The 25,034-nt window shown below is 67.8% G+C and carries 27 protein-coding genes; 12 read left to right on the forward strand and 15 right to left on the reverse strand.

Going from position 1 to position 25,034, the window contains the following annotated elements; translation table 11 throughout:
- Nucleotides 1-8: 8 nt before the first annotated feature.
- Nucleotides 9-1,028, reverse strand: coding sequence for a hypothetical protein (locus tag AAY78_RS17790; RefSeq protein WP_046749607.1), 1,020 nt, complete (start codon nt 1,026-1,028; stop codon nt 9-11).
- A gap of 100 nt (nt 1,029-1,128) precedes the next feature.
- A complete protein-coding gene (ychF, locus tag AAY78_RS17795) occupies nt 1,129-2,205 on the reverse strand; it encodes a redox-regulated ATPase YchF (RefSeq protein ID WP_046749608.1) in 1,077 nt (358 codons plus the stop codon).
- A 77-nt stretch (nt 2,206-2,282) separates the two neighbouring features.
- On the opposite strand from ychF, the gene AAY78_RS17800 reads away from it, so the two are divergent.
- Entirely contained in the window at nt 2,283-2,720 is a 438-nt protein-coding gene (locus tag AAY78_RS17800) for a hypothetical protein (RefSeq protein WP_046749609.1), read from the forward strand.
- Nucleotides 2,721-2,987: 267 nt separating this feature from the next.
- On the opposite strand, the gene AAY78_RS17805 is transcribed toward AAY78_RS17800, so the two are convergent.
- The gene (locus AAY78_RS17805; protein WP_046749610.1) at nt 2,988-3,728 is read right to left on the reverse strand and encodes a class I SAM-dependent methyltransferase; all 741 of its coding nucleotides are present in this window, start codon (nt 3,726-3,728) and stop codon (nt 2,988-2,990) included.
- Nucleotides 3,729-3,787: 59 nt separating this feature from the next.
- Here AAY78_RS17805 and AAY78_RS17810 point away from each other — a divergent pair, with 59 nt between their 5' ends.
- Together AAY78_RS17810 and AAY78_RS17815 are read left to right on the forward strand one after the other, a co-directional pair.
- Nucleotides 3,788-4,390 carry a 3'-5' exonuclease gene (locus AAY78_RS17810; RefSeq protein ID WP_046749611.1) on the forward strand — a complete coding sequence of 201 codons (603 nt, stop codon included), beginning with the start codon at nt 3,788-3,790 and terminating at the stop codon, nt 4,388-4,390.
- 66 nt (nt 4,391-4,456) lie between these two features.
- A complete protein-coding gene (locus tag AAY78_RS17815; protein WP_046749612.1) occupies nt 4,457-5,746 on the forward strand; it encodes a DNA recombination protein RmuC in 1,290 nt (429 codons plus the stop codon).
- Nucleotides 5,747-5,778: 32 nt separating this feature from the next.
- Here the strand turns inward: AAY78_RS17815 and AAY78_RS17820 are convergent, their stop codons facing one another.
- Together AAY78_RS17820 and glpX are read right to left on the reverse strand one after the other, a co-directional pair.
- Nucleotides 5,779-6,063 (reverse strand): hypothetical protein, encoded by a 285-nt coding sequence (locus AAY78_RS17820; protein WP_046749613.1) that lies wholly within the window; start codon nt 6,061-6,063, stop codon nt 5,779-5,781.
- Nucleotides 6,064-6,243: 180 nt separating this feature from the next.
- Complete coding sequence (gene glpX / locus AAY78_RS17825) at nt 6,244-7,230, reverse strand: class II fructose-bisphosphatase (protein ID WP_046749614.1); 987 nt, start codon at nt 7,228-7,230, stop codon at nt 6,244-6,246.
- A gap of 185 nt (nt 7,231-7,415) precedes the next feature.
- Here glpX and fbaA point away from each other — a divergent pair, with 185 nt between their 5' ends.
- Nucleotides 7,416-8,444 (forward strand): class II fructose-bisphosphate aldolase, encoded by a 1,029-nt coding sequence (fbaA, locus tag AAY78_RS17830; RefSeq protein ID WP_046749615.1) that lies wholly within the window; start codon nt 7,416-7,418, stop codon nt 8,442-8,444.
- Between the two features lie 93 nt (nt 8,445-8,537).
- On the opposite strand, the gene AAY78_RS17835 is transcribed toward fbaA, so the two are convergent.
- The 3 genes from AAY78_RS17835 to AAY78_RS17845 form a co-directional block, all read right to left on the reverse strand.
- The gene (locus AAY78_RS17835) at nt 8,538-9,092 is read right to left on the reverse strand and encodes a DUF6264 family protein (RefSeq protein WP_046749616.1); all 555 of its coding nucleotides are present in this window, start codon (nt 9,090-9,092) and stop codon (nt 8,538-8,540) included.
- A 235-nt stretch (nt 9,093-9,327) separates the two neighbouring features.
- Nucleotides 9,328-10,119 carry an IclR family transcriptional regulator gene (locus tag AAY78_RS17840; RefSeq protein ID WP_046749617.1) on the reverse strand — a complete coding sequence of 264 codons (792 nt, stop codon included), beginning with the start codon at nt 10,117-10,119 and terminating at the stop codon, nt 9,328-9,330.
- A 2-nt stretch (nt 10,120-10,121) separates the two neighbouring features.
- Nucleotides 10,122-11,174: a 4-hydroxy-3-methylbut-2-enyl diphosphate reductase gene (locus AAY78_RS17845; RefSeq protein ID WP_374168981.1), complete on the reverse strand. Its 1,053-nt coding sequence runs from the start codon at nt 11,172-11,174 to the stop codon at nt 10,122-10,124.
- A gap of 93 nt (nt 11,175-11,267) precedes the next feature.
- Between AAY78_RS17845 and xseA the strand changes: the two genes are divergently transcribed.
- The 5 genes from xseA to AAY78_RS17870 are packed head-to-tail and all read left to right on the forward strand — an operon-like array spanning nt 11,268 to nt 15,536.
- Nucleotides 11,268-12,545, forward strand: a complete 1,278-nt coding sequence (gene xseA, locus AAY78_RS17850; RefSeq protein WP_046749619.1) for an exodeoxyribonuclease VII large subunit — start codon at nt 11,268-11,270, stop codon at nt 12,543-12,545.
- A gap of 36 nt (nt 12,546-12,581) precedes the next feature.
- Complete coding sequence (locus AAY78_RS17855; protein ID WP_046749620.1) at nt 12,582-12,821, forward strand: exodeoxyribonuclease VII small subunit; 240 nt, start codon at nt 12,582-12,584, stop codon at nt 12,819-12,821.
- A complete protein-coding gene (locus AAY78_RS17860) occupies nt 12,818-13,462 on the forward strand; it encodes a DUF4245 family protein (protein WP_046749621.1) in 645 nt (214 codons plus the stop codon). Before AAY78_RS17855 ends, AAY78_RS17860 begins: the two co-directional genes overlap by 4 nt.
- Nucleotides 13,459-14,145: a carbonic anhydrase gene (locus AAY78_RS17865; protein ID WP_046749622.1), complete on the forward strand. Its 687-nt coding sequence runs from the start codon at nt 13,459-13,461 to the stop codon at nt 14,143-14,145. Before AAY78_RS17860 ends, AAY78_RS17865 begins: the two co-directional genes overlap by 4 nt.
- Complete coding sequence (locus AAY78_RS17870; protein WP_046749623.1) at nt 14,142-15,536, forward strand: class II fumarate hydratase; 1,395 nt, start codon at nt 14,142-14,144, stop codon at nt 15,534-15,536. Before AAY78_RS17865 ends, AAY78_RS17870 begins: the two co-directional genes overlap by 4 nt.
- A gap of 169 nt (nt 15,537-15,705) precedes the next feature.
- On the opposite strand, the gene AAY78_RS17875 is transcribed toward AAY78_RS17870, so the two are convergent.
- The 4 genes from AAY78_RS17875 to AAY78_RS17890 all read right to left on the reverse strand — a co-directional run bounded on the left by AAY78_RS17875 (nt 15,706) and on the right by AAY78_RS17890 (nt 20,304).
- Nucleotides 15,706-16,308: an endonuclease domain-containing protein gene (locus AAY78_RS17875; RefSeq protein ID WP_052748833.1), complete on the reverse strand. Its 603-nt coding sequence runs from the start codon at nt 16,306-16,308 to the stop codon at nt 15,706-15,708.
- 503 nt (nt 16,309-16,811) lie between these two features.
- On the reverse strand, nt 16,812-18,194 hold the full coding sequence (locus AAY78_RS17880; protein WP_046749845.1) for a PhoH family protein: 1,383 nt from the start codon (nt 18,192-18,194) through the stop codon (nt 16,812-16,814).
- A 158-nt stretch (nt 18,195-18,352) separates the two neighbouring features.
- The gene (locus AAY78_RS17885; RefSeq protein ID WP_046749624.1) at nt 18,353-19,483 is read right to left on the reverse strand and encodes an aminotransferase class V-fold PLP-dependent enzyme; all 1,131 of its coding nucleotides are present in this window, start codon (nt 19,481-19,483) and stop codon (nt 18,353-18,355) included.
- Between the two features lie 41 nt (nt 19,484-19,524).
- Nucleotides 19,525-20,304 carry an isoprenyl transferase gene (locus tag AAY78_RS17890; RefSeq protein ID WP_046749846.1) on the reverse strand — a complete coding sequence of 260 codons (780 nt, stop codon included), beginning with the start codon at nt 20,302-20,304 and terminating at the stop codon, nt 19,525-19,527.
- Nucleotides 20,305-20,401: 97 nt separating this feature from the next.
- Here AAY78_RS17890 and trhA point away from each other — a divergent pair, with 97 nt between their 5' ends.
- Nucleotides 20,402-21,133, forward strand: coding sequence for a PAQR family membrane homeostasis protein TrhA (gene trhA, locus AAY78_RS17895; RefSeq protein ID WP_046749625.1), 732 nt, complete (start codon nt 20,402-20,404; stop codon nt 21,131-21,133).
- A gap of 7 nt (nt 21,134-21,140) precedes the next feature.
- Here the strand turns inward: trhA and AAY78_RS17900 are convergent, their stop codons facing one another.
- A complete protein-coding gene (locus AAY78_RS17900) occupies nt 21,141-21,434 on the reverse strand; it encodes a hypothetical protein (RefSeq protein ID WP_046749626.1) in 294 nt (97 codons plus the stop codon).
- Nucleotides 21,435-21,501: 67 nt separating this feature from the next.
- On the opposite strand from AAY78_RS17900, the gene AAY78_RS17905 reads away from it, so the two are divergent.
- Together AAY78_RS17905 and greA are read left to right on the forward strand one after the other, a co-directional pair.
- Nucleotides 21,502-21,888, forward strand: a complete 387-nt coding sequence (locus tag AAY78_RS17905; RefSeq protein WP_046749627.1) for a DUF4307 domain-containing protein — start codon at nt 21,502-21,504, stop codon at nt 21,886-21,888.
- A gap of 97 nt (nt 21,889-21,985) precedes the next feature.
- Entirely contained in the window at nt 21,986-22,474 is a 489-nt protein-coding gene (gene greA / locus AAY78_RS17910; RefSeq protein WP_045262727.1) for a transcription elongation factor GreA, read from the forward strand.
- Nucleotides 22,475-22,544: 70 nt separating this feature from the next.
- Here the strand turns inward: greA and ilvA are convergent, their stop codons facing one another.
- Together ilvA and AAY78_RS17920 are read right to left on the reverse strand one after the other, a co-directional pair.
- Nucleotides 22,545-23,774, reverse strand: a complete 1,230-nt coding sequence (gene ilvA, locus AAY78_RS17915) for a threonine ammonia-lyase (protein ID WP_046749628.1) — start codon at nt 23,772-23,774, stop codon at nt 22,545-22,547.
- Complete coding sequence (locus tag AAY78_RS17920; RefSeq protein ID WP_046749629.1) at nt 23,771-24,967, reverse strand: AI-2E family transporter; 1,197 nt, start codon at nt 24,965-24,967, stop codon at nt 23,771-23,773. Before AAY78_RS17920 ends, ilvA begins: the two co-directional genes overlap by 4 nt.
- Nucleotides 24,968-25,034 lie beyond the last annotated feature (67 nt).

A 25,034-nucleotide genomic window follows, 5' to 3' on the forward strand; every position in this document is an offset into this window, starting at 1 on the left:
CGGACGCGTCAGCCGTCGAGGCGCTCGGCGAGCCATCCCTCCAACTGATCGGCATACGCGCGCGCTCGGTAGCGGCGAATGCGCGCCATATCCTCGACGTCGGTCGTCTCGTTCAACGCCCGATCGTTGCCTGCTTCGACGATCTCGACGACCTTCGCAAGCATGCCGTCCTGCAGGACACGCTTGAGATAGGCGTGATCGCCGGTGATGCCACCGCCACGTTTCATGGACATCGCCCCCGCCGGCTGGAGGATCTGCAGGAACCTTCCCAGGTGCCGGTCATCAGTGACGAAGACGCATGGAACCTCGAACGCGCCGCGGAACTCGGGGAGAGAGGGCATCGTCGCGACTCGCGAATGCGTCAGGTCAAAGCTCGTGTTCCACAGTGCGTCGAGCGTTGAGGCGAGGTCCTTCTGCTCGCGCAGCTTCATGATGTTCAACGCCATCTCACGCCCTGTGTGGTTGCCTGCCAGCAGCAGCGCGCCCAGCAACACCTCGCGCGAGCCACGGGCGAACAGCTCCTCGGCGAACCCGGCGAGGACACGGAAACCGGACTCGGGACTCCTCCCCTGCAAGTACAACTGATATGCCTTCAGCATCACGGCGTAGGACGGAATGAGGAGGTTCTCTCGAACGATCTCGAACTCCTCTGTGCCTATCTCGCTCGGATGTTCAGCGTCCCCGGGAACACGAGGGTCGGGTAGAGCCTCACCTTCGAGCCACGCTGTGATCCGCGAGCGGTCACCGGCGAGCAGCTCCTGCGCGTTCTCGCTCCGGCGCCGGTAGTTCGACACGTCTTGCAGTCCCGCCCGCCGCATGACCCCCTCGCCTGCACCGAGGCCGGGCAGGACCCGTGCGTCAGCATCGAGACGGCGGACAAGATCCGCCATGCGTCGATTCACCACTCCGTCGGCGTACTCCGTGCCCTTACGCGCGATGGTATCCAGGTGCGCCGTCACGTTCGCATCCAGGAGGAGAGTCCTGATGGGGCCCTCGTATCGGGCGGGAAAGTACTGGTACGTGGGCATCTGTCGTCCTCTCGTCCTTGTCCACGACGCTATCGTGACGGTGCGGACGAGCACGGATTCGCGTGCGCAGTGACAGGTGTCCGGGGCTTCCCCGCCGAACTCAGTTGTTGAAGCGGAACTCCACGACGTCGCCGTCCTGCATGACGTAGTCCTTGCCCTCGAGGCGGGCCTTGCCCTTGGCGCGGGCCTCGACGACGGAGCCCGTCTCGACCAGATCGTCGAACGAGACGATCTCGGCCTTGATGAAGCCCTTCTCGAAGTCGGTGTGGATGACGCCCGCAGCCTGTGGCGCCTTCGATCCCTTGGGGATGGTCCAGGCGCGGGCTTCCTTCGGACCGGCGGTCAGGTACGTCTGCAGGCCGAGCGTGTCGAAGCCGATGCGGGCGAGCTGGTCGAGACCGGACTCGTCCTGGCCGGTCGAGGCGAGGAGCTCGGCTGCGTCTTCCGGGTCGAGGTCGATGAGCTCGGACTCGATCTTCGCGTCGAGGAAGATGGCCTTCGCCGGGGCGACGAGGGCGGCGAGCTCCGCCTTGCGCGCGTCGTCGGTCAGCACGGACTCGTCGACGTTGAAGACGAAGATGACGGGCTTCGCGGTGAGCAGACCCAGCTCGCGGATCGGCGTCAGGTCGATGCCGGCGACCGACAGCAGCACACCGCGCTCGAGAGCATCCTTCGCCGCCTTCGCGGTCTCGAGCACGATGGGCTCGATCTTCTTGCCGCGCACTTCCTTCTCGTACCGTGCGATCGCCTTGTCGACGGTCTCGAGGTCGGCGAGCATGAGTTCCGCGTTGATGGTCTCCATGTCGGATGCAGGGTTAACCGTGCCGTCGACGTGGACGACATCGTCGTCGGCGAAACCGCGCACGACCTGAGCGATGGCGTCGGCCTCACGGATGTTCGCGAGGAACTTGTTGCCCAGACCCTCACCCTCGCTCGCCCCACGCACGATGCCGGCGATGTCGACGAACGACACCGCTGCGGGCAGGATGCGCTCGCTGCCGAAGATCTCCGCGAGCTTGTCGAGGCGAGGATCGGGCAGGTTCACCACGCCGACGTTGGGCTCGATCGTCGCGAACGGGTAGTTCGCCGCGAGCACGTCGTTCTTGGTGAGTGCGTTGAAGAGGGTGGACTTGCCGACGTTGGGCAGGCCGACGATTCCTATGGATAAGTTTGGCATGGCATGGACAGCTTATCGGGTGCCCTTTCCAGCGTGGCCACTCATGCCATTCACCTCAAGCTCAGTAGCATTCGAACATGCGCACACGAATCGGCCTCGCGGCGATTTTCGCCCTCGTCGCCCTGACCGGCTGTACTGCGACCGGACCCAACAATTCTCCGGCACCGGTCGGGTCGGCCACCAACGACTCCGCCGCGACCGCGACCCCCACCTCTTCCCCGACGTCAGCTCCGGCTGCTGAGGCGGAGTTCACGGACTCACTACTCGTCGATCTCTGCGTCGAAAAGACCACGCAAGACCACGGCGGCTCGCCGGAGTTCAAGAAGGACCAAGCGACGGTGGAAGCAATCGAAGCCGACCCACCGTGGCTGGTCATCGTACCCGCCACATCTGCAGTTGGCGACGCCATCTCGTACTGCACCATTGGCGGCACGCCCGCGGCCCCCGTATACGAACTCCACGGCGCTGCTGACCCATCGATGGAGGCCGAGATACGAAGTTGGGCGACGTCCTAAACCACTGGTGGGGCGGCATGTCATGTGCTGCCCCGCGATAGAAGTGGACTCACTCAGACGTTGCAGTCACCGACGATACCGATAGTGAGAGCCACGGGGCACGAGTCTACCTCGCTGAAGACGCACGATCCTGCGGGATGCTGTGCGAGCGAGGCGCGAGATCAGGCGAACGCGCGAGATCAGGCAGACGCCGGGCCGTTCGGCCTGATCCGGCGCGAACGCCTGACGCGGCGCAGCGGCCCGAGCCGCAGAGCCGCGCAACGGACCTCAGTCGCGAACGGCTCGATACGCCCGCGTGACGTACGGAAGGTCGATCGTGGCGTCCCCGTGCAGGTCGAGCTCGTCGAAGAGCGCGTCGAGCTCGCGCGCGATGCGTGCCTTCTCCTCGTCCGAAGCGGTGATGATGTAGCTGCGTGACGCCGCCATCCGGTGCAGCACGTCGCGCGTCACGGGGCGGGCCCATTCCCAGCGCTCCTGCTCGAGTCCGCTGAACGGCGCGGAGACAGTCGGGTCCCCCTCGGCGAGCATGTTCTCGGCGTGGCTGCCGTGCATGATCTCGGTGAGCCTGCGCACCCAGTCGACACGGTCGTCGCGGATGTTCCAGATGAGGCCGAGCACTCCCCCGCCGCGCACGGCGCGCCCGATCTCGGCTGAGCCGGCCACCGGATCCACCCAGTGCCATGCCTGCCCCAGCACGACGGCATCGACACTCGCGTCCGGAAGCGGCAGTTGCTCGGCCGATCCCTGGAACGTCGGCACGCCGGGCACCGCACCGCGGAGCGTCGCGAGCATCACGGGGTCGGGATCGACGGCGACGACCTCGGCGTCCGGCGCCTCCGCGAGAACCCTGGTGAGCTTTCCTGTGCCGGCACCGACATCGGCGATCCGACGTGAGCCGTGCGGCATGCGCTCCAGCATCCATGCCACGGCCTCGAAAGGATAATCAGGTCGACCGACCTCGTAGTTTCCCGCCTGCGCTCCGAACGACGTCGCCATGTCCTCAGCCATGTCGCCAGCATACGGCGAGTCTCCGAGACGTCTTCGAGGGACCGGGGGAAGGTGGGGATGTGCCACTGGACTTCACTGCGATCGACTTCGAGACCGCGAACTCCAGCCCGGCCTCTGCGTGCTCGGTCGGACTGGTCCGCGTCCGCGACGGCCAGGTCGTCGCCACCACCGGTTGGCTGATCCAGCCGCCGCCTGGCCATGACGAGTTCCAGGAGTGGAACGTGCGCATCCATGGCATCCAGCCGGAGGACGTGCTGTCGGCCGCGACCTGGGTCGACCAGTTCGACCGCCTGTGCGCCTTCGCGGGTGCCGATGTGCTGGTCGCGCACAACGCCGGCTTCGACCTCAATGTGCTGCGCCGCGCGTCCGAGGCCACGGGCCAGCTGTGCCCGCCCTACCGGTCGCTGTGCAGCCTGCAGGTCGCCCGCAAGACCTACACGCTCGACTCGTACCGGCTGCCGGTCGCCGCTGCTGCCGCGGGGTTCGAGGAGTTCTCGCACCACGATGCCCTGGCCGATGCCCGTGCGTGTGCCCAGATCGTGATCGACGCCGCCTACAGAGCCGGTGCAGGCGACGTCTTCGCTCTCGCCGACGCGCTGAGTCTGCGGGTCACCGCTCCGGTTGCTCCTGTCGCACCCGCACTGGAGCGTGCGGTCGCCTGACCCGCACCTCGACCGCTCCGTGCGCGGCGACCTCCGAATGTCGGAGGCCGGCCCCATCATGAACACATGGATGCTCTGGCTGTCGTTCTCCTGCTCGTCGCACTCGCTGCGGGCATCGCCGTCGGCTGGTTCCTGCGCGCCGGCCGAGGCGCCGCCGATCTCGCGCGCGCTCAGGCCGAGCTGGCCGCTGCGCGCGACGACCGAGACCGTCAATACGACCTGTACCGCGATGCCGTCGAGCACGCGCGAAACGAGCAGCGCGCCGAGGCGCAGCGGGTGCAGCAGCAGAATGCGGTGCTCACCGCGCTCGCCCCCGTGCGTGAGAGTCTGCAGCAGATGCAGACCAAGGTCACCGCGATCGAGCGGGAGAGGCACGCTCAATTCGGCACGCTCGAGGAGCAGCTGCGCCGAGCGCAGGAGTCCGATGAAGCGCTCCGGGCGACCACCGAGTCCCTCGCGGGAGCTCTGCGCTCCAGCGCCACGAGAGGCGTGTGGGGCGAGACGCAGCTCCGCCGTGTCGTCGAAGCCGCGGGCCTCACCCGACACATCGACTTCGACCTGCAGGCGACGATCTCCAGCGACCGGGGCCAGGGCCGTCCCGACATGGTGATCCGGCTCGCGGGTGGCAGCTCGATCGCGGTCGACGCCAAAGTGCCGCTCGACGCGTACCTCGAGGCATCTGCGCTTCCGGGCGGCGACGCCCAGGAGCCTCAGCGTCGAGCATTGATGCAGAAGCACGTGAAAGCAGTCCGAGCGCACATCGACGCCCTGGCGAAGAAGGCTTATTGGGCGGGGCTCGATGCGAGCCCCGAGTTCGTGATCTGCTTCCTGCCGAGCGAATCGCTGCTGGCCGCCGCGATCGACGAAGACCCGACGCTGCTCGACTACGCATTCGGCCGACGAGTCGCGCTCGCCTCCCCCGTCAACCTCTGGGCCGTGCTCAAGACCGTGGCGTTCACCTGGACACAGCAGGAGGTCTCGACCGAGGCTCGCACATTGCTCGCACTCGGCACACAGTTGTACCACCGGCTGGGAACCCTGGCCGGACACGCCGACGATCTGCGCCGCGCCCTGGAGCGCACCGTCGACAGCTATAACCGGTTCGCCGGTTCGCTCGAGACACGCGTGCTCGTGACCGCTCGCCAATTCCCCGGGGTCGACGCGTCGGCGCTCTCGACAGCCCCCGCGGTGACGACAGGGGCGGCCAGACGATTCACGGCACCGGAGCTGATCGCCTCTGAGGAGAGCACCCACGAACCGGAGTCAGGCGACGCGGTGGCTGACGCGGCGCGCGACGAGTCGGTGCTCCGCGCAGACGTGGGCGACGTGCGGATCAGACTCGACGAAGAACGCTGATCCAGCGCTCACCGAGCAAGAAGGCGCCGTGATCAGGCGATACCGGGAACGCCGCTGAGCAGCAGGATCACCAGACCGCTGGTTGCCAGGAACGCGCCGATCATCCACCATGCGCTGAGCTCGTGCCCCTCATCGCGCCGGACGCGGAAGAGAACATCCGCACGTCGGGCCGGGTCTACTGCCGGTGCGACGGGGGCCACGGTCGGGGGCTTCGGAGCGGATTCCGCGTCCGCGCTCACCCGGAGGATGCGCCCTGTGTTCGTCGTGACGATCCTGGTCGCGGCGGCTTTCGAACCGCTCGTGTGCTGCGTTGTCATCTGTTCGCCCTCCTGTGCCTGCGGTGCCTGGCGGCTCCGTCGACGGCGACAAACCCAGTGACAATTGTGACACGGGGGCCCGGCGAACCGTGGATCGTCGGGGTGTGAGGCGATACCGGCTCGATAACGATGCCGACAGCCTCAGCGCCGACGATCACACGACGGCGAACACGAGAAGCGTCAGAGCCACTTCGAGACGAGGTGCTCGGACGCGATGCGACGGAGCGTCCCCGAGGCGCCTCTGAGCACGACGCTCTCGGTGTACACATAGCCGCGCTCGCGCCGGACACCCGCGACGAGCTGGCCATCGGTGACACCGGTCGCGACGAAGATCGTGTTGTTGCCCTGCACCAGATCGTCGGCCTCGTACACCTTGTCGATGTCGAGCCCCGCGTCGATGCCGCGCTGGCGCTCGTCGTCGTCACGCGGCCAGAGCCGACCCTGGATGTGGCCGCCGAGCGCCTTGATCGCACAAGCCGTGACGATGCCCTCGGGGCTGCCTCCGATGCCGACGCACATGTCGGTGCGGGCGTCGTGGCGTGCCGCATTGATGCCGCCGGCGACGTCTCCGTCACTCATCAGACGGGTGCCGGCGCCGGCATCGCGGATCTCCTGGATGAGCTGCTCATGACGCGGACGGTTCAGCACCGAGACGACGATCTCGTCGACGGGCTTGTCGAGAGCGCCGGCCAGCTTGCGGATGTTCTCCCCGATGGGCAAGCGGATGTCGACGACACCGACGCCGGCGGGCCCCGTCACGAGCTTGTCCATATAGAAGACGCTCGAGGCGTCGAGCATGGTGCCGCGGTCCGAGACGGCGATCACCGACAGGGCGTTCTGTCGACCGGCAGCGGTCAGCGAGGTCCCGTCGATGGGGTCGACGGCGATGTCGCACAGCGGCCCTCGGCCGGTTCCGACGATCTCGCCGTTGAAGAGCATCGGGGCGTTGTCCTTCTCGCCCTCACCGATGACGACCCGTCCCTGGAAGTCGACCGTGCCGAGGAAGGCCCGCATGGCGTCGACAGCCGCGCCGTCCGCAGCTTCCTTCGCGCCGCGACCGATGAACGGCACAGCGCGGATGGCCGCAGCCTCCGTCGATCGCACCAACTCCATCGCCAGGTTGCGGTCGGGACGAAGCGGGCTCAGATCAGCAGTAAGACTCACCATGCGGTCAGCCTAGCCATCGTGCGCTCCGAATCCGCCGCTTTTCGGGCACGATCCGCCGAAGGAATCGCTGTTCTTAACAGCTACGCAGAAGCGAACGTGCTCGCCCCCGGCGGCGACTGCGGTATCGGCGCGTGCGCCCCGATAGAGTGGCAGCTGTCCCGGCTTCCCCTATCGCAGGAGTTCTCATGCCCGTCGCCACCCCGGATCAGTACGCCGAAATGCTCGACCGCGCGAAGGCCGGCGGCTTCGCGTACCCCGCATTCAACGTCTCCAGCTCGCAGACGATCAACTCCGTCCTCCAGGGCCTGACCGAGGCCGGCTCCGACGGCATCATCCAGGTCACCACCGGTGGCGCCGACTACTTCGCCGGCCACACGGTGAAGGCTCGCGCCACGGGCGCTCTCGCATTCGCGCGCTTCGCCACCGAGGTCGCCAAGAACTACCCGATCACCGTCGCCCTCCACACCGACCACTGCCCGAAGGACGCACTCGCGGGCTTCGTCGAGCCGCTGATCGCCGCTTCGGAGGAAGAGGTCAAGGCCGGTCGCAACCCGATCTTCCAGTCCCACATGTGGGACGGCTCCGCTGTTCCCCTCGCGGAGAACATCGAGATCGCGAAGGATCTGCTCCCCCGCATGAAGGCCATCAACGCCATCCTCGAGGTCGAGATCGGCGTCGTCGGCGGCGAGGAGGACGGCGTACAGCATGAGGGGTCGAACGAAGCTCTCTACACGACCTTCGCCGACGTCGACCAGGCTGTGCAGGCGCTGGGTCTCGGTGAGCAGGGGCGTTACATCGCGGCCCTCACCTTCGGCAACGTCCACGGTGTCTACAAGCCCGGTGGAGTGAAGCTGCGTCCCGAGCTGCTCGGCGAGATCCAGGCGGAGGTCGCCGCGAAGTACAACACCGGCCCCAAGCCGCTCGACCTCGTGTTCCACGGTGGCTCGGGCTCGACCGATGAGGAGATCGCCCTCGCGGTCGCCAACGGCGTCATCAAGATGAACATCGACACCGACACCCAGTACGCCTACACGCGTGCCATCGCCGACTACATGTTCAAGAACTACGACGGCGTGCTGAAGGTCGACGGCGAGGTCGGCAACAAGAAGCAGTACGACCCGCGTGCCTGGGGCAAGATCGCCGAGTCGGCCATGGCCGCCCGCGTGGTCGAGTCGACCCGCCAGCTCGGCTCGTACGGCCAGTCCAAGAGCTGATCGGTCGCGAGACACAGAAGGGGCCCGGCATCCTGCCGGGCCCCTTCTCGTTCTCCGTGGGAATTGCGCCCGCGCAGACCTCACGGAACGTCCTCAGGGACGCGTCATCTGCTCGAGGTGCGCGATGAACGCCGGATCGCCCATCATCGGCACGGCGATGCAGACCGACACCACACCCATGGTCACGATGGCCCCGACGATCGGAACCCACCACGTCACACGTCCACGGCGGAGGCGACGGATCGAGAGCGCGGCGGTGACCGACCACCCGACGGCGAGCAGGATCGCGGCGATCGTGCCCCAGGTCCTCGCGGACGCGAAGTTCGTGAACTCGCCTTCGATGCCGATGATCTTCATCGTCTGGTTCATGACGCTCGGCAGGTCCAGGTACGACAGCCCGGTGACGACGACGTTGATCAGTCCGTACGCCAGCATGGCGATCGTGGCGAAACGATCGAGCGGATGCGCCCGCTTCGCGGGGGAACCGCCCGAGGGGCTCGACGCCGCGACCGCTGCCGGCACGGCCGGCGGTGGTGACGCTGCAGCGGCTGGAGCGATCACAGACTCATCGATCGGAGGCAGACCCGCGGCCCGTCGCTGCTCCTCCGGGGTCGCGAGTTCTCCGTACTGGGGCCGCTGATCGCTCATCTCGCCATGCTAACGGCACACCCTCATGCCGCCTCCCAGCAACTGCGTGCCGAAAACGATAGCGGCCCCGGAGAAGTGGGGACTTCTCGGGGCCGCGGACGTGAAGCGCTGGGGACGCTTCTCATCCAGGTCGACCGCCAGCGCTGGGGACGCTCGAGGCGGTCGGTAGCGCTCTTGTATGCCGCTACTCCCCCCATAGTAGGAAAACGCATGCCGCCGCGCCAGGGGTCTGACTTCAGATAGTGAAATCCTCGTCGGATGACCCGCTGTCCAGAGCATCCGCGCCGAGTTGCAGCGAGAGGCGCCTCGCGGCGACCTGCAGCTTCGACACCAGCTCCCTGTCGACCACATCGCGCTCGGCGTTCAGCGAGATCGCGAGCGACGCGGTGACGCCAGGGGCGATGACGGGCACAGCGAGGCAGGTCGCACCGATGGCGTACTCCTCGTGGTCGACAGCCCACCCCGGCGAGCGCTCCAGCTGTGTGAGCAATGTCCTGCGATCGGTGATCGTGCGCGGGGTGAGCTCGGGCAGCCGATGGCGGGACAGGTAGTCGAGGCGATCCTCCTCCGAGAGGTCGGCGAGGATCTGCTTGCCTAGCGCAGTCGCGTGGGCGCTGGACTGCAGCCCCACCCAGAGCTCGATCCGAGGGTTCCGGACCGCGTCGACGATGTCGACCAGATGCATCTCCCCGTCGTCGAAGCGCGAGAGGTAGGCCGTGGCTCCCACCTCCTCGGTCACCTCGCGCAGCGCCGCGCGCACTCGAGCGAGGAAGACGCCCCTGGAGCCGATCTGCTGCTGGAACGACGGAAACCGACTGCCGAGCACCACGCCGTCCGGCTCCGACGACAGATACCCCTCATGCACGAGCGTGCGCACCAGGTTGTAGGTCGTCCCTGGCGTCAGTCCGGTGATCGCCGCGAGCATCTTCGGCGGAAGCGGGCGGGGGGAGTTCGCGACGATGTCGACCAGTCGCAGCGCGCGTTGCACCGACCCGATGAGGGTTGGCTCCGCCTCCGCGGCGCTCAACGCTACGCGCCTCCTCCGGATGCACGACCGCCGAGAGCCCGGGCGTCCCGCTGACCTGCAGCGTCCTGACGCAGTTCCTTGGGCAGGGAGAACATCAGATCCTCCTCAGCGGTCTTCACCTCTTCGACATCGCGGTAGCCGGCGTCGCCGATCGCATCGAGCACCTCGCGGACCAGAACCTCGGGCACGGATGCGCCGCTGGTCACACCGACCGTCTCGACGCCGTCGAGCCACTCCTGCTGGATCTCCTCGGCATAGTCGACGCGGTAAGCGGCCTTCGCTCCGTACTCGAGGGCGACCTCGACCAGACGCACGCTGTTGGACGAGTTCGACGAGCCGACCACGATCACGAGGTCTGCCCCGGCGGCGACCTTCTTGATCGCGACCTGACGGTTCTGCGTGGCGTAGCAGATGTCGTCCGACGGCGGATTCTGCAGTTCGGGGAATCGCGTGCGCAACCGGTTGACCGTCTCCATCGTCTCGTCCACCGACAGCGTGGTCTGCGACAGCCAGACGACCTTGTTCGGATCCTTCACCACGACGGTGTCGGCTTCTTCGGGAGAGTTCACGACGGTCACGTGGTCCGGCGCCTCTCCGGCCGTGCCCTCCACCTCTTCGTGCCCGTCGTGACCGATGAGCAGGATCTCGAAGTCGTCGCGCGCGAAGCGCACGGCCTCGCGGTGCACCTTGGTGACCAGAGGACAGGTGGCATCGATCGCGTGGAGTCCCCGATCGGAGGCCGCGTTCACGACCGCGGGTGAGACACCATGGGCGCTGAAGACGATGTGCGCACCCTCGGGGACCTCGTCGACCTCTTCGACGAAGATCGCGCCCTTCTCCTCGAGCTCGGTGACGACGTGGATGTTGTGCACGATCTGCTTGCGCACGTAGACGGGGGCGCCGTAGCGTTCGAGAGCCTTCTCCACCGCGACGACCGCGCGGTCGACACCCGCACAGTAACCGCGCGGGGCGGCGAGCAGAACACGCTTGTGTCCGGCCACCGGGTTATCCTGAAGCCGCCCGGCCGCCGCACGCACTCGTGGGAGGCGGGGCACGGGGAGATGAACGGCAGTCGAAGTCACCCTTGAATTCTACCGTCGCGCACCTGTGCACGGCCGGGGAGGTTCGAGGGCAGGGAACGGGAGCGGATGACAGTCTTCGAAGCGACGACGGGCCAGGGCGAGACGCCGCCGGCCGACTCGGTCGCACCCCGCGATTCCACCGCAGGCGCCCCCACCTCCGTCACCCGCCTCAACGCGACGATCCGCGACTTCATCGCGCGGTGGAACACGGTCTGGGTCGAAGGCGAGATCACCTCGTGGAACGTGCGAGCCGGCAACGTGTTCGCGCGCCTGAAGGACACCAGGTCCGACGCGCAGATCTCCATCCGCGTGTGGTCGAGCGTGCGTGCGCGCATCCCGTCCGACATCGGCGTCGGCGACCATGTGGTCGCCGCGGTCAAGGCCGACTACTTCGTCAAGGCGGGCGACTTCAGCTTCGCTGTCTCCGCGATGAAGCACGTCGGGCTCGGCGATCAGCTGGAACGCCTCGAGAAGCTCCGCGTGCAGCTGCGGCAGGAGGGGCTCTTCGATCCTTCGCGCAAGAAGCGCCTCCCCTTCCTCCCGCACGTGATCGGCCTCATCACGGGCGAGCGCTCGGACGCCGAGAAGGATGTGCATCGCAACGCCGAGCTGCGCTGGCCGCAGGTGCGCTTCCGCACCGAGTACGCCGCCGTGCAGGGGGACCGCTGTGTCCCGGACACCCTCGCCGCGCTCGCTCGGCTCGACGCTGATCCCGAGGTCGACGTGATCATCATCGCCCGCGGCGGCGGCGACCCGCAGACGCTGTTGGGCTTCAGCGACGAGAGACTCGTGCGTGCGGTCGCCGCGGCATCGACGCCCGTGGTGAGCGCGATCGGGCACGAGAACGACCACCCGCTTCTCGATGACGTCGCCGATCTCCGCGCCTCGACGCCGACCGATGCCGCGAAGCGCGTCGTGCCCGACGTGGGAGAGCAGCGAGCCCTCATCGCGCAGCTGCGGTCGCGAGCGACCTCACGGCTCACCCAGCGCCTCACGCACGACATCGCCCAGCTGGAGCAGCTGCGCTCGCGACCGGTGCTGCGCTCGCCCGCACCGATCATCGATGCCCGCGCCCAGGAGACGTGGCTGCTGCTCGGGCGTGGACGGGACGCCGTGAACCGACAGCTCGACGACGCCGGGCGCCGCACGGGAGAACTCCGCGCATCCCTGCGAGCCCTCTCCCCCGCGGCGACCCTGGCTCGCGGCTACGCGATCGCCCACCTCGACGGTGGTGTGATCCTCCGCGATGCCACCGACGCTCCCGCCGGGAGCGGCCTCACGATCACGCTGGATCGTGGATCGCTGGCAGCCCGCTCCGAGGGCGAGATCCCCGAAGGGGACTGAGCAGAGCGTCGGCATCGATCGACGTAAGATGGAGGAGTGAGCGCCCTGAACGACACCCCCGTGGACACGCTGTCGTTCGAGGCGGCCCGTGACGAACTCGTCAAGGTGGTCGCAGAGCTCGAGCAAGGCTCCCCGACACTCGAGCATTCGCTCGCGCTGTGGGAGCGCGGAGAGGCGCTGGCCGCACGCTGCGAGGAGTGGCTGTTGGGAGCGAAGCGGCGTCTTGACGCTGCTCGTGCCGCGGCTTCCGATGCCGACGACGCCGGAGAGTCATGAGCAAGCAGCCCCCCATCATCGCCGAGCTCGGCCGTCCGGAGACACCCGACGAGACCGCCGCCAGGAAGGCGGCGTCGAGCAAGGCGTACCGATCGAGCCAGACGGTGCGGAACCTGGTCGCAGCGCTTCTCGTGACACTCGCCGTGGTCGCCGTCATCATCTTCGCGGTTCCCCGCGGCGCACCCGTCGAGCAGAAGCCCCTCGACGTCGCCGCGGTGGCCGAGGGGGTGGAGTCCTCGATGGACCGCCCCGTCCTCATCCCGGAACTCGGCGACTTCTGGCGCGCGAACGGGGCCGAGATGCAGGGTGGCGCGACCGTCGTCTGGGAGGTCACGCTCGCCCCCAAGTCGGACAAGGAGCGCGGGTTCATCAAGGTGGACCAGGCCTTCGACGCGGATTCGTCCTGGGCTCCGCAGCGCTTGAACGGCATCGCGCCGACCGACACGGTGCGCATCGGCGGGCTCGACTGGGACGTCTACAAGCCGGGTAGCGCGGAGTCGAACGCCAACGTCACCTACGCCATCGGCACGCAGGCCGGCGCCGACTACATCCTGCTCTACGGCTCACGGTCGGCCGATTCCACGGCCGAACTCGCCGAGAGCCTCATCCCGCAGATCCGCACCATCTCGGAGACCCCATGACCCACCCCCTCACCCCCGCCGCCGCCTGGACGCAGATGCAGGACGGCAACCGCCGTTTCGTGCAGGACGAGCCTCGCCACCCTAATCAGGACGTCGCTCGCCGCAAGGACTTGACCGCGGCGCAGCACCCGGTCGCCACGCTCTTCGGATGCTCCGACTCCCGCCTGGCCGCCGAGATCATCTTCGACCTCGGGCTCGGCGACCTGTTCGTGGTGCGCAACGCCGGGCAGGTCATCGGAGAATCGATCGTCGCGAGCCTGGAATACGCCGTCGCCGTTCTCGAGGTTCCTCTGATCGTGGTGCTGGCGCATGACTCGTGCGGTGCGGTGCGCGCCGCCATCGACGGCACGGCGATCGATGCCGCTCCCCTGCCGCCGCACATCTGGAAGCTGATCGCCCCGATCGTGCCGGCCGCGCGCAAGGTGCTGGCGGCGAGCGGGGGCACCACCGTCGCCGAGATCGACTCGGAACTGGTCGGCATCGAGCACCTGCGCAACACGGTGAACGATCTGCTGCAGTCGTCCGAGATCATCAGCGATGCCGTCGCGGCTGGTCGCCTCGGCATCGTCGGCGCCAACTACCGTCTGGCCGAGGGCACCGCCGTGCCCGTGATCACGGTCGGCATCGACACCGACGACGACATCCAGGGGATCGACCCCGCAACCAAGGAGGGTTCGGAATGACCGAGCAGGACTACCGCATCGAGCACGACACCATGGGCGAGGTGCGGGTGCCCGTGAATGCGCTCTACGGCGCTCAGACGCAGCGCGCCGTGGAGAACTTCCCGATCTCGGGCAAGGGGCTGGAGTCGACGCAGATCGCCGCCCTCGCTCGCATCAAGAAGGCCGCCGCACTCGCCAACAAGGAGCTCGGCACCCTCGACGGCGCCATCGCCGACGCCATCGCCCAGGCCGCCGACCAGGTCGCTTCCGGCGCGCACGACGGTGAGTTCCCGGTCGACACCTACCAGACCGGCTCCGGCACCTCGTCGAACATGAACATGAACGAGGTGCTGGCAACGCTCGCCACGCGCATCCTCGGTTCGACCGTGCACCCCAACGACCACGTCAACGCCTCGCAGTCGTCGAACGACGTGTTCCCGACCTCGGTGCACATCGCGGTCACCCAGGCACTCATCGACACGCTCATCCCCGCACTCGACCACCTCGCCGTCGCTCTCGAGGCGAAGGCGGAGCTGTGGAAGGACGCGGTCAAGTCCGGCCGCACGCACCTCATGGACGCGACGCCCGTCACCCTTGGACAGGAGTTCGGCGGCTACGCGCGTCAGATCCGTCTGGGCATCGAGCGCGTGCAGTCGGCTCTCCCCCGCGTGGCCGAGGTCCCCCTGGGCGGCACCGCCGTCGGCACGGGCATCAACACGCCGCTGGGCTTCCCGCAGAAGGTCATCGCGCTGCTCGCGGCCGAGACCGAGCTGCCCATCACCGAAGCCAAGGACCACTTCGAGGCACAGGCGAACCGCGACGGTCTGGTCGAGGCCTCCGGTGCTCTCCGCACCATCGCGGTGTCGCTGACCAAGATCAACAACGACCTGCGCTGGATGGGCTCGGGCCCCAACACGGGCCTCGGCGAGCTGCACATCCCCGACCTGCAGCCCGGATCCTCGATCATGCCGGGCAAAGTCAACCCCGTCGTGCCCGAGGCCGTGCTCATGGTGTGCGCGCGCGTGATCGGCAACGACGCCACCGTCGCGTGGGCCGGCGCATCCGGTTCGTTCGAGCTGAACGTCGCCATCCCGGTCATGGGCACCGCGGTGCTCGAGTCGATCCGCCTGCTGTCGAACGCCTCGCGCGTGCTCGCCGACAAGACGATCGACGGTCTGCAGGCGAACGTCGAGCGGGCGGCGGCCTTCGCGGGCATGAGCCCGTCGATCGTGACGCCGCTGAACAAGCTGATCGGCTACGAGGCGGCGGCGAAGATCGCCAAGCACTCGGTCGCCAAGGGCATCACGGTGCGCGACGCCGTGATCGACCTCGGCTACGTCGAGCGCGGCGAGCTCACCCTCGAGCAGCTGGACGAGAAGCTCGACCTGCTGTCGATGACGCACGCGGGCTGACCCGCCCACGATGAAGCGGATGCCGCGAGGACTCGATCCTCGCGGCATCCTCTGTCTCCGGGCGCCGCGTCTCGGGTTCTCAGCGCAGACGCATGACCAGCCGACGATTGCATGAGCGTTCGGCGGGACGGCACCTGCATCCGGCATCGCCTCATGCAGGTGCACCAGTTCACGCACGAGCCCGAGCGAGCGCAGCCAGAATCGCTGCTGCGACCACGTCCCACGAGTACACGATCATCGAGTAGTCGAAACGGAGTGTCTCGAAGCCGAGGTCGGATGCGACTGCGTCTCGCATGAGATCGCGATGCCGTTTCGCAGCATCCTCGTGGTTGTCGCGACCGTCGGCCTCGAGGATGACGCGGCCCTCGATCACGAAGTCGACCCGCCCGACCCCGCCGACGGTCACCTGGGTGCGCACAGCCACTCCGATCAGATGGAGCCGCAGCCGCACCAGGGATTCCAAGCCGCTCTCCGCGTCCGGACGTGCGAGGTCGACGAGCCAGCGCGCCGTCGCAGGAAGGGCGGAGCGGACGTGCGCACGCGCCGCAGCAGTCAGCATCCGCTTGTTCCAGGCCGACTCGTACGCGGCGAAGAAGAACTCCTCCCCGTAACAGGCGTATGCGTGTGTCAGCGCGACCTCGATCGGCGCGATGCCGACATCCATGCGTCCGCGGGTGAAGTGGGCGACGCAGCCGCACTGCTTCGGATGATGCCGTCGCCCGCCGAGCCCCATCCAGACATGCACCTCAGCGGGAACCTCCAGCGTCCACACCTCTCGAATCCTCAAGGCGCTCCCGCAAGTGAGGGCTCCCCCGTGGGCCGCTGCTGTGACCACCTCGGTCGCGGCTCCTCGAGATGCGAACACACCAGAACGCACTCGGACGATACGACCGGCCCTGCACTCCGCTCCCAGGCGTGAGCGTGAGCATCCGAAGCCCTGAAGCCGGGTGCCGCGTGCGACCCCTCCCAAGCGTCCGAGGAGCATATTGACGTCGATCATCGTTCGATTCTGGGGGCCCACGCCCGCTCGGCCGGCCCACCTTCACGCGATCGGTGAACACGAGCGCAGAACAGGCCGCTGTGCAGTCCGACTGACCTGCCCCCCCTCTCACCCGCATGACCATCCGACGATCGCATGACCAGGAACGGCGAATCATCATGCAAGCGGACGGGGTTCATGCACGCGGACGGGGTTTATGCGATCGGGGGCTGCACCGAGACCAAGAAGCGGATGCCGCGAGGACCGAGCCCTCGCGGCATCCGCTGTTTCCGTCGTCAGCTGAGCTCTCCACCCTCCAGGAGCTCGGTGACGAGGGCTGCGATGGCCGAACGCTCCGACCGCGTCAGGGTCACGTGTCCGAAGAGATCATGTCCCTTCAGCGTCTCGATCACGCTGGCGATGCCGTCATGACGACCCACGCGGAGGTTGTCACGCTGACCGACGTCATGGGTGAGGATGACGCGCGAGTTCTGTCCCATGCGGCTCAGCACCGTCAGGAGCACGTTCCGCTCGAGCGACTGGGCCTCGTCGACGATCACGAACGCGTCGTGCAGGGACCTTCCGCGAATGTGGGTGAGCGGGAGCACCTCGAGCAGTCCGCGCTCGACGACCTCCTCGATGACGTTGCCCGACACCACCGAACCCAGCGTGTCGAACACCGCCTGACCCCAGGGCCCCATCTTCTCGCCCTGGTCGCCCGGGAGGTAGCCGAGCTCCTGCCCACCGACCGCGAACAGGGGCCGGAACACGATGATCTTCTTCTGCTGCTGCCGCTCGAGCACCGCTTCGAGTCCTGCGCACAGCGCGAGCGCCGACTTGCCGGTGCCCGCACGCCCGCCGAGCGAGACGATGCCCACCTCTTGGTCGAGGAGCAGATCGATCGCTATGCGCTGCTCCGCGGAGCGGCCGTGCATGCCGAAGATGTCCCGGTCGCCGCGCACGAGCCGGTACTCGCCGTCTCCCGTGACGCGACCGAGCGCCGACCCGCGCTCGGAGTGGATGATCAGGCCGGTGTTCACCGGGAGCCCCCGAGCCTGCTCGCTGATGCCGACCTCGCTCTCGTACAGGTCGCTGATGTCATCACCGGAGAGGTCGAGCGTCGAGATCCCGGTCCACCCCGAGTCCACCGCCTGCTCGGCGAGGTACTCCTCGGCGCGCAGACCGAGAGAGGCGGCCTTGACGCGCATCGGCAGGTCCTTCGACACGATCGTGACGTCCTGGCCGTCCTGTGCGAGATGCATGGCGACGGAGAGGATCCGGGTGTCGTTGTCGCTGAGGCGGATGCCCGCGGGAAGCACCGAGGAGTCGGTGTTCGCGAGTTCGACCCGGAGGGTCCCGCCCTCGCCCACCTCGACGGGGAAGTCGAGACGCCCGTGCTCGATGCGCAGATCGTCGAGGTGGCGAAGGGCCTGTCGCGCGAAGTAGCCGATCTCCGGATCGTGGCGTTTGCCCTCGAGCTCCGTGATCACGACGACGGGGAGGACGACCGAGTGCTCGGCGAACCGGAAGAACGCCTGCGGATCGCTCAGCAGCACGGACGTGTCGAGGACATACGTGCGCAGATCCTGATCCGGATCGGCGGAGGATGCTCGTCTCGTCGTCTTACGGGTGGACTGCTGCGCGGTGCTGGTGGCCTGCTGCGCTGTACGTGTGGTCACGACCCACTCCCGACCCGGGGAATCCCGGTAGTTCGAACGGGTCGACCAGGGGGTCACGAGTCGTCAACCTGAGGCCGACCCGACCGGGCGCCTTGCCCGATGCCTAGAACGTACGACTGTGCGGACGATTAACCCGAACTCGACACGCCAGCGATTCGTTACGCGCTGATGAACGTCTCGTTGCCGAACGCACGCAGGGTGTCGTCGAGGAGCTCGAAGCTCGCGGCATCCGTACCTGCGTGGGGAGCGATGCGCACCGCCGCACCCCGCGCCGTCACGACGATCCCGGCGTTCGCGAGCGCGGCGGCCAGGCGCCCGGGTTCCGCCGGAGCGAGAGACACGATGCCGGCACGCTGATGGCGCTCACGCGGGGAGCTCACCTCGATGCCGTGACGGTCGGCGATCTCGATCACGGTGTCGACGTTCTCGGCCAACCGTGCCTCGACGGCGGCGACACCGGCGTCGCGGACATCCCGCACCCCGATCGCGAGTCGCCCTGCCGCAAGCGTGTCCGGCTGGCTGACGGTGAAGGCGCGCGCGGACGGAGCGGGTGCCGGCAGCTCGTCGACGAACAGACCGGGAGACGTCGTACCGGTGATCCCGGACAGCACCGGGGCGATGCGCTCCCGTGCGCGCGGGGAGAACCACCCGAACGCACTGCCGCGGCCGGCGCGCAACCACTTGTAGCCGTGCCCCACCACCACGTCCGCCGCAGAGTAGTCGGTATCGATCACCCCGAACGACTGGACGGCATCGACGATGAGCAGCCGATCGGGACCGATCGCCTCGCGGAGAGCGGCGAGATCGGTGCGGAAGCCGGTGCGGAAGTCGACGTGGCTCACAGCGAGTGCGACGACATCGTCGTCGAGGGCATCGGTCACCGCATCAGGGGTCACGCGGCCGTCACCGGGCGTGATCCAGCGCGGCGTGACGGCGCACTGCGATGCCGTCGACGCGCGCTCCACCGTCAGGCTCACGCTCGGGAACTCGGCGGTGCTCGCGATCACTCCCCCGGTGAGACCGAACAGCGCGTGCATGAGCCCGTGCGTCGAAGACGGCTGCAGCGTGACGTCGGCCGCATCGGCGCTCAGCAGCTCGGCGACGAGTTCCTGTGCCTGGCCGATGCGCTCTCCGACGAGAGCGAGTGAGGAGGGCCGCCCGCTTGCCAGCAGGTCGGCATCGGCGAAGACCTCTTCCCGGACGGACGGCGACAGCGGCCCGAAGGCGGCCCAGTTCAAGTAGCCGGACTCGTTGTTGAAGGAGTCGACATAGTCCTGGAAAGTGCTCACTGCGTCATTGTGGCACGGCTCCGCTCGGACCCGTCGCCGCGTCAGCGCCCGAAGCGCCTGTCCCGATCGGCATAGTCCCGGATCGCACGCAGGAAGTCGACCTGACGGAGGTCCGGCCCCAGCGCCTCCACGAAGTAGAACTCGCTGTGCGCACTCTGCCAGAGGAGGAAATCGCTCAGCCGCTGCTCTCCACTGGTGCGGATCACGAGATCGGGGTCGGGCTGTCCCCCGGTGTACAGGTGCTCGCCGATCATCTCGGGCGTGAGGTGGGCTGCGAGGTCTTCGAGCGTGCCGCCTGACGCCTCGTGCTTCGCGATGATGCTCCGTACCGCATCGACGATCTCGTTGCGCCCGCCGTACCCGACCGCGAGGTTCACGTGCAGCCCGGTGTGATCCTTCGTGCGCTGCTCCGCGTCAGAGAGCACTCGCGCGAGCTCGGCGGGGAGGATGTCGGAGCGGCCGACGTGCTTCACCCGCCAGTTCCCCTCCAGGGACAGCGCCTCCGCCAGCTCCGCGATGATCTCGATGAGGTCGGCGAGCTCCGCGGAATCCCGCTTCCTCAGATTGTCGCTCGAGAGGAGGTAGAGCGAGACGACCCGCACACCGAGCTCGTCGCACCACTCCAAGAACTCGCGCATCTTCGCCGCACCCGCCCGGTGTCCCTCCGCGGGCGTGTCCAGCCCGAGCTGACGGGCCCACCGGCGATTGCCGTCGATCATCATCGCGACGTGGTGCGGCACACGAGCCGGATCGAGGTGACGACGCAGCCGACTCGTGTAGAGCCGGTACAGCGGCCCGCGTACCGGGCTCTCGCGTGGAATCACCCACCTACGCTACCGTGCCGCGGCCGTCCGCACCGTGTGGGAACGCTGGATATATGTGCCGTGAGCGGTATGCGGGGCCGCCTAGAGTGAGCACGTGAGCACTCCCGAGCACTCCGGTCCCGACGTCCCTCAGCTGCCCCTTCTGGACGCAGCCGCCGCGGATGCGGCCACCGACGTGAAACCGACCTGGCGAGGGTGGATCCACGCCGGCACCTTCCCGGTCGCCGTGGTCGCCGGAATCGTCCTGATCGTCGTGGCCGAGGGAGCCGCGGCGAAGTGGGCCTCCGCTGTGTTCATGCTCACGTCGCTGCTGCTCTTCGGCAACTCCGCGCTCTACCACCGCATCGACTGGAGTCCGAAGGTGAAGGTGATGCTCAAGCGCATCGACCACGCCAACATCCTGCTGCTCATCGCCGGTACCTATACGCCTCTGGCCGTGCTGGCGCTGCCACCGCAGAAGGGCATCCTGCTGCTCTGCCTGGTCTGGGGCGGCACCCTCGTCGGCATCCTCTTCCGCGTCTTCTGGATCAATGCGCCGCGTTGGCTCTACGTGGCTCTCTACCTGCTGCTGGGCTGGGCCGCCGTGATGTACATCGTCGATCTGATGAACGCGAACGTCGCGATGATGGTGCTGGTGATCGTCGGCGGTCTGCTCTACACGGGCGGCGCGATCGTCTACGCGCTCAAGAAGCCGAACCCCTGGTCGGGCCATTTCGGGTTCCACGAGATCTTCCACGTGTGCACGGTTCTCGCGTTCCTGTGCCACTGGACGGCGTGCCTGCTGATCGCGCTGGCGCCGCTTTCTCCCTCGCTGGGTGCGCCGTGACGCACGGTCAGCGCGTGGGCGAGTCGTCTTCGGGAGCGTCGGGCCGGTCCGAGGTCGACGGCTCCGCACCGGGGGCGGCCGTGCCGTCGGCGTGACGCGCCGCCTCTTCGGCATCCAGCTCGTCGCGCACCTCTTCGCGGTAGCGGACACGGCGGATGCGACGGTTCATGTCCCAGATCAAGAGGATGACCGCGATCACGACCACGACGATCGCGGCGAAGCCCACGAACCCCGGGGTGACCGAAACCGGATCGACGGTCATGCTCGGCGTCGGCATCGGGGTCTCGGACAGAGAGAACATGAATCGGCCTTTCGTACGCAGGTCGCATAACCTGGTAACACCAGCCTAACGACCGGAAGACTCCCCTGTGACGACCGCACGAGACCTCGACGAACGCTATGGCCGAACCCGACGGCGGCGCACGCCCTGGATCGTCGGCGGCGCGGTCGCCGTGATCCTGCTCGGCGCGTTCGGCTGGATGACCGTCGCTCAGTCGATGGCGTCCGTCGACGCCGACGATCTGGGCTTCGAACTCGTCGACGAGCACTCGGTGAACATCACCTTCCAGGTCACCGGAGTGCAGGGCAAGAACGTCGTGTGCGCCGTCGAAGCGCTGGACGAGGAGTTCGGCGTCGTCGGCTGGAAGATCGTCGAGATCGAAGCAGGAGACAGCCACTCGCAGGCGCGTTCGGTCACCATCCCGACCGTCGCGGAAGCCACGACAGGTTTGGTGAACGCCTGCTGGGTCGCCTAGACTCGTGCCAGACAGACGACGCCCCGGCACCGTGCCGGGGCGTCTTGGCATATCCCCCGCAGCATGCCGGAGGGATCCCGAAAGAAGGAGCTTCGTCATGTCCACCGATGCTCAGGTTCCCTTCCTCACGCAGGAAGCGTACGACCGGCTCGTCGCCGAGCTGGAGCACCTGTCCACTGTCGGCCGCGACGAGATCGCCAAGCGCATCGAGGCGGCCCGCGAAGAGGGCGACCTCAAGGAGAACGGCGGGTACCACGCCGCGAAGGACGAGCAGGGCAAGCAGGAGGCCCGCATCCGCACTCTGGAGGGTCTGCTGAAGACCGCCAAGGTGGGCGAGGCTCCCGCCAGCCGCGGGATCGTCGAGCCCGGAACCGTCGTCACGGCCCTCGTCGCCGGCGGCGAAGAGGTCTTCCTCCTCGGCAGCCGCGAGATCGCCGCAGGCAGCGACCTCGACGTGTACAGCGAGGCCAGCCCCCTCGGCCAGGCCATCCTCGGCCTCAAGGTCGGCGAGAAGTCGTCCTACGAGGCTCCCAACGGTCGCGACATCAGCGTCGAGATCGTGAACGTCGAGACCTACACCGGCTGAGACGCCATACGGAAGCGCCCCCTCCTCCGCTCGGACGAGGGGGCGCTTCCGTATGCGCGATCGGTCGTGCTCAATCCGGGACGAGGATCGGCTCGAAGCCGGCCAGACGCAGAGTGTCGAGCGTGTGCTCGGAGTGCTCGGGACCGCGGGTCTCGACGCTGAGTTCGAGGATCACCTCGCTGATCTGCAGCCCGTGCCCGTGACGCGTGTGCATGGCCTCGATCACGTTCGCTCCGGCCTCCGCGATCAGCTCGGACACGCGGGCGAGCTGGCCGGGCCGGTCGGGCAGCGGGATGCGGATCGTGAGGTATCGACCGGACGCGGCGAGTCCGTGCGAGACGACCCGCTGCAGCAGGAGCGGGTCGATGTTCCCACCTGACAGCACGGCCATGGTGGTCCCCGTCGCGGTGACCTTGCCGGCGAGGATGGCTGCGACGCCCGCGGCGCCCGCGGGCTCGACCACGACCTTCGCCTGCTCGAGGAGGATGAGGATGGCTCGCGCCAGATCATCGTCCGAGACCGTGACCACCTCGTCGACGAGGTCCTTGATGATGTCGAACGGGATCGCACCGGGGCGCGCGACCAGGATGCCGTCGGCGATGGTCGGCCTCGTCACGATGTCGACGGGCTCTCCCGCCTCGAGCGATGGCGGCACGGCGGCGGCGTTCTCCGCCTGCACGCCGATGATCCTGACCGAGCGTCCGAGCTCGGCGGCACGGGCCTTGACAGCTGCGGCGACCCCGGCGATGAGACCTCCACCGCCGATGCCGAGCACGACGGTGTCGACCTCGGGCGCATCCTCCAGGAGCTCGAGCCCGAGCGTGCCCTGCCCGATCACGACGTCGCGGTGATCGAACGGGTGGATCAGCACCGCGCCGGTGCGCTCGGAGAACTCGGCGGCGAGACGCAGCGATGTCGCCACCGTCTCCCCCTCCAGCACCACTTCCGCTCCGTAGCCGCGAGTGGCGAGCAGCTTCGGCACCGGCACACCCAGAGGCATGAAGATCGTCGCGGGGATCCCGAGCGCTTGGGCGGCGAGGGCAACCCCCTGGGCATGGTTGCCGGCGGAGGCCGCGACCACTCCCCTGGCGCGCTCCTCGGCGCTCAGCTTGGACAGCCGGTAGGCCGCCCCGCGGATCTTGAAGGAGCCCGTGCGCTGGAGATTCTCCATCTTGAGCAGGACGGGTGCCCCGAGGATGTCGGAGAGGGCCCGCGACGGCAGCGATGGCGTGTGCGAGATCACCTCAGCCAGACTCTGAGCGGCGTGCTCGAACTCGGTCAGGCTGGGGACTGCGCTCATCGATTCCTCCGTCTCCGCTCGCGCGGAACTGTGCTCCAGATCAGATCCCCGCTCGGTCCGACGCCGGTGCGCCAGGAACCCGAGCTGATGGTCACGGCGGCGACGTTGACGAACGCCGCCAACGGGACCGCGAACAGGGCGCCGGGGATTCCGGCGATCATCGCTCCTCCGGCCACGACGAGCACGACGGCGAGCGGGTGTACCTTGACCGCGGAACCCATCATGATCGGCTGCAGGATGTGTCCCTCGATCTGCTGGACCGCCAGCACCACGACGAGCATCCACAGAGCGATCCACGGCCCGTTGTAGACGAGGGCGAGGAAGACGGCGACCGCGCCGGTCACCACGGCACCGACGATCGGGATGAAGGAGCCCAGGAACACGAGCACCGCCACAGGGAGCGCGAGCGGAACCTGCAGCAGGAAGGCGCCGAGGCCGATGCCGATCGCATCGATGGTGGCCACGAAAAGCTGCGTGCGCGCGTAGTTGACGATCGTCGTCCAACCGTTGCGGGCGGCGCCGTCGACGGCCGGACGGGCGCGACGCGGGAAGATCTTGAGGGTCCAGCGCCAGATCCCGGCTCCATCGGCCAGCAGGCAGATGAGGATGAAGAGTGCGAGCAGGGCGCCCGTGGCGACGTGACCGACGGTCGTGCCGATCGCGAGTGCGCCCGTCCAGAGCACCTGTGCCTGTTCGCTGATGAGGTCGAGACCCTGCTGGAGGTAGTCGGCGATCTGGGTGTCCGAGAGATTCAGCGGCCCGTCGTGCAGCCACACCTGGAACTGATCGAACGCCTCGGTCGACCGCTCCTGCACGTCGGGAAGCTGGGCGCGCACCTGCCAGACGACGAGCCACATCAGCCCGGTGACGATGGCGGCCGTCCCGATGAGCGAGATGGCGATCGCCAGCCATCGCGGGAGGCCGCGTCGCAGCATCCACGAGAACGCGGGCCACAGCAGCGCCGTGATGAGGATGCCGACCATGAGGGGGATGACCAGGAGCTTGAGCAGCATCACGAGCCAGATGAAGACGCCGATCGCAGCGGCGATGATCAGCAGCCGCCAGGCGTAGCTCGCGGTGATCCGCAACGGCAGGGGCACGGTCTCGTCGGCCTCGGTCGTCACGGTGCGGTCGGTGGAGACCGGGCGTGGACGGAAGAGATCACGCAGCCGGGGTCGCTGGTCGTCGCTCATCGCCCAAGTCTAAGGTCATGCCGTATGCCCTCGAACGCATCTTTCCGAGCGCGGAGCGATGTCGGCG

The sequence above is a fragment of the Microbacterium sp. Ag1 genome (genome assembly GCF_001005635.1).
GTDB lineage: Bacteria > Actinomycetota > Actinomycetes > Actinomycetales > Microbacteriaceae > Microbacterium > Microbacterium oxydans.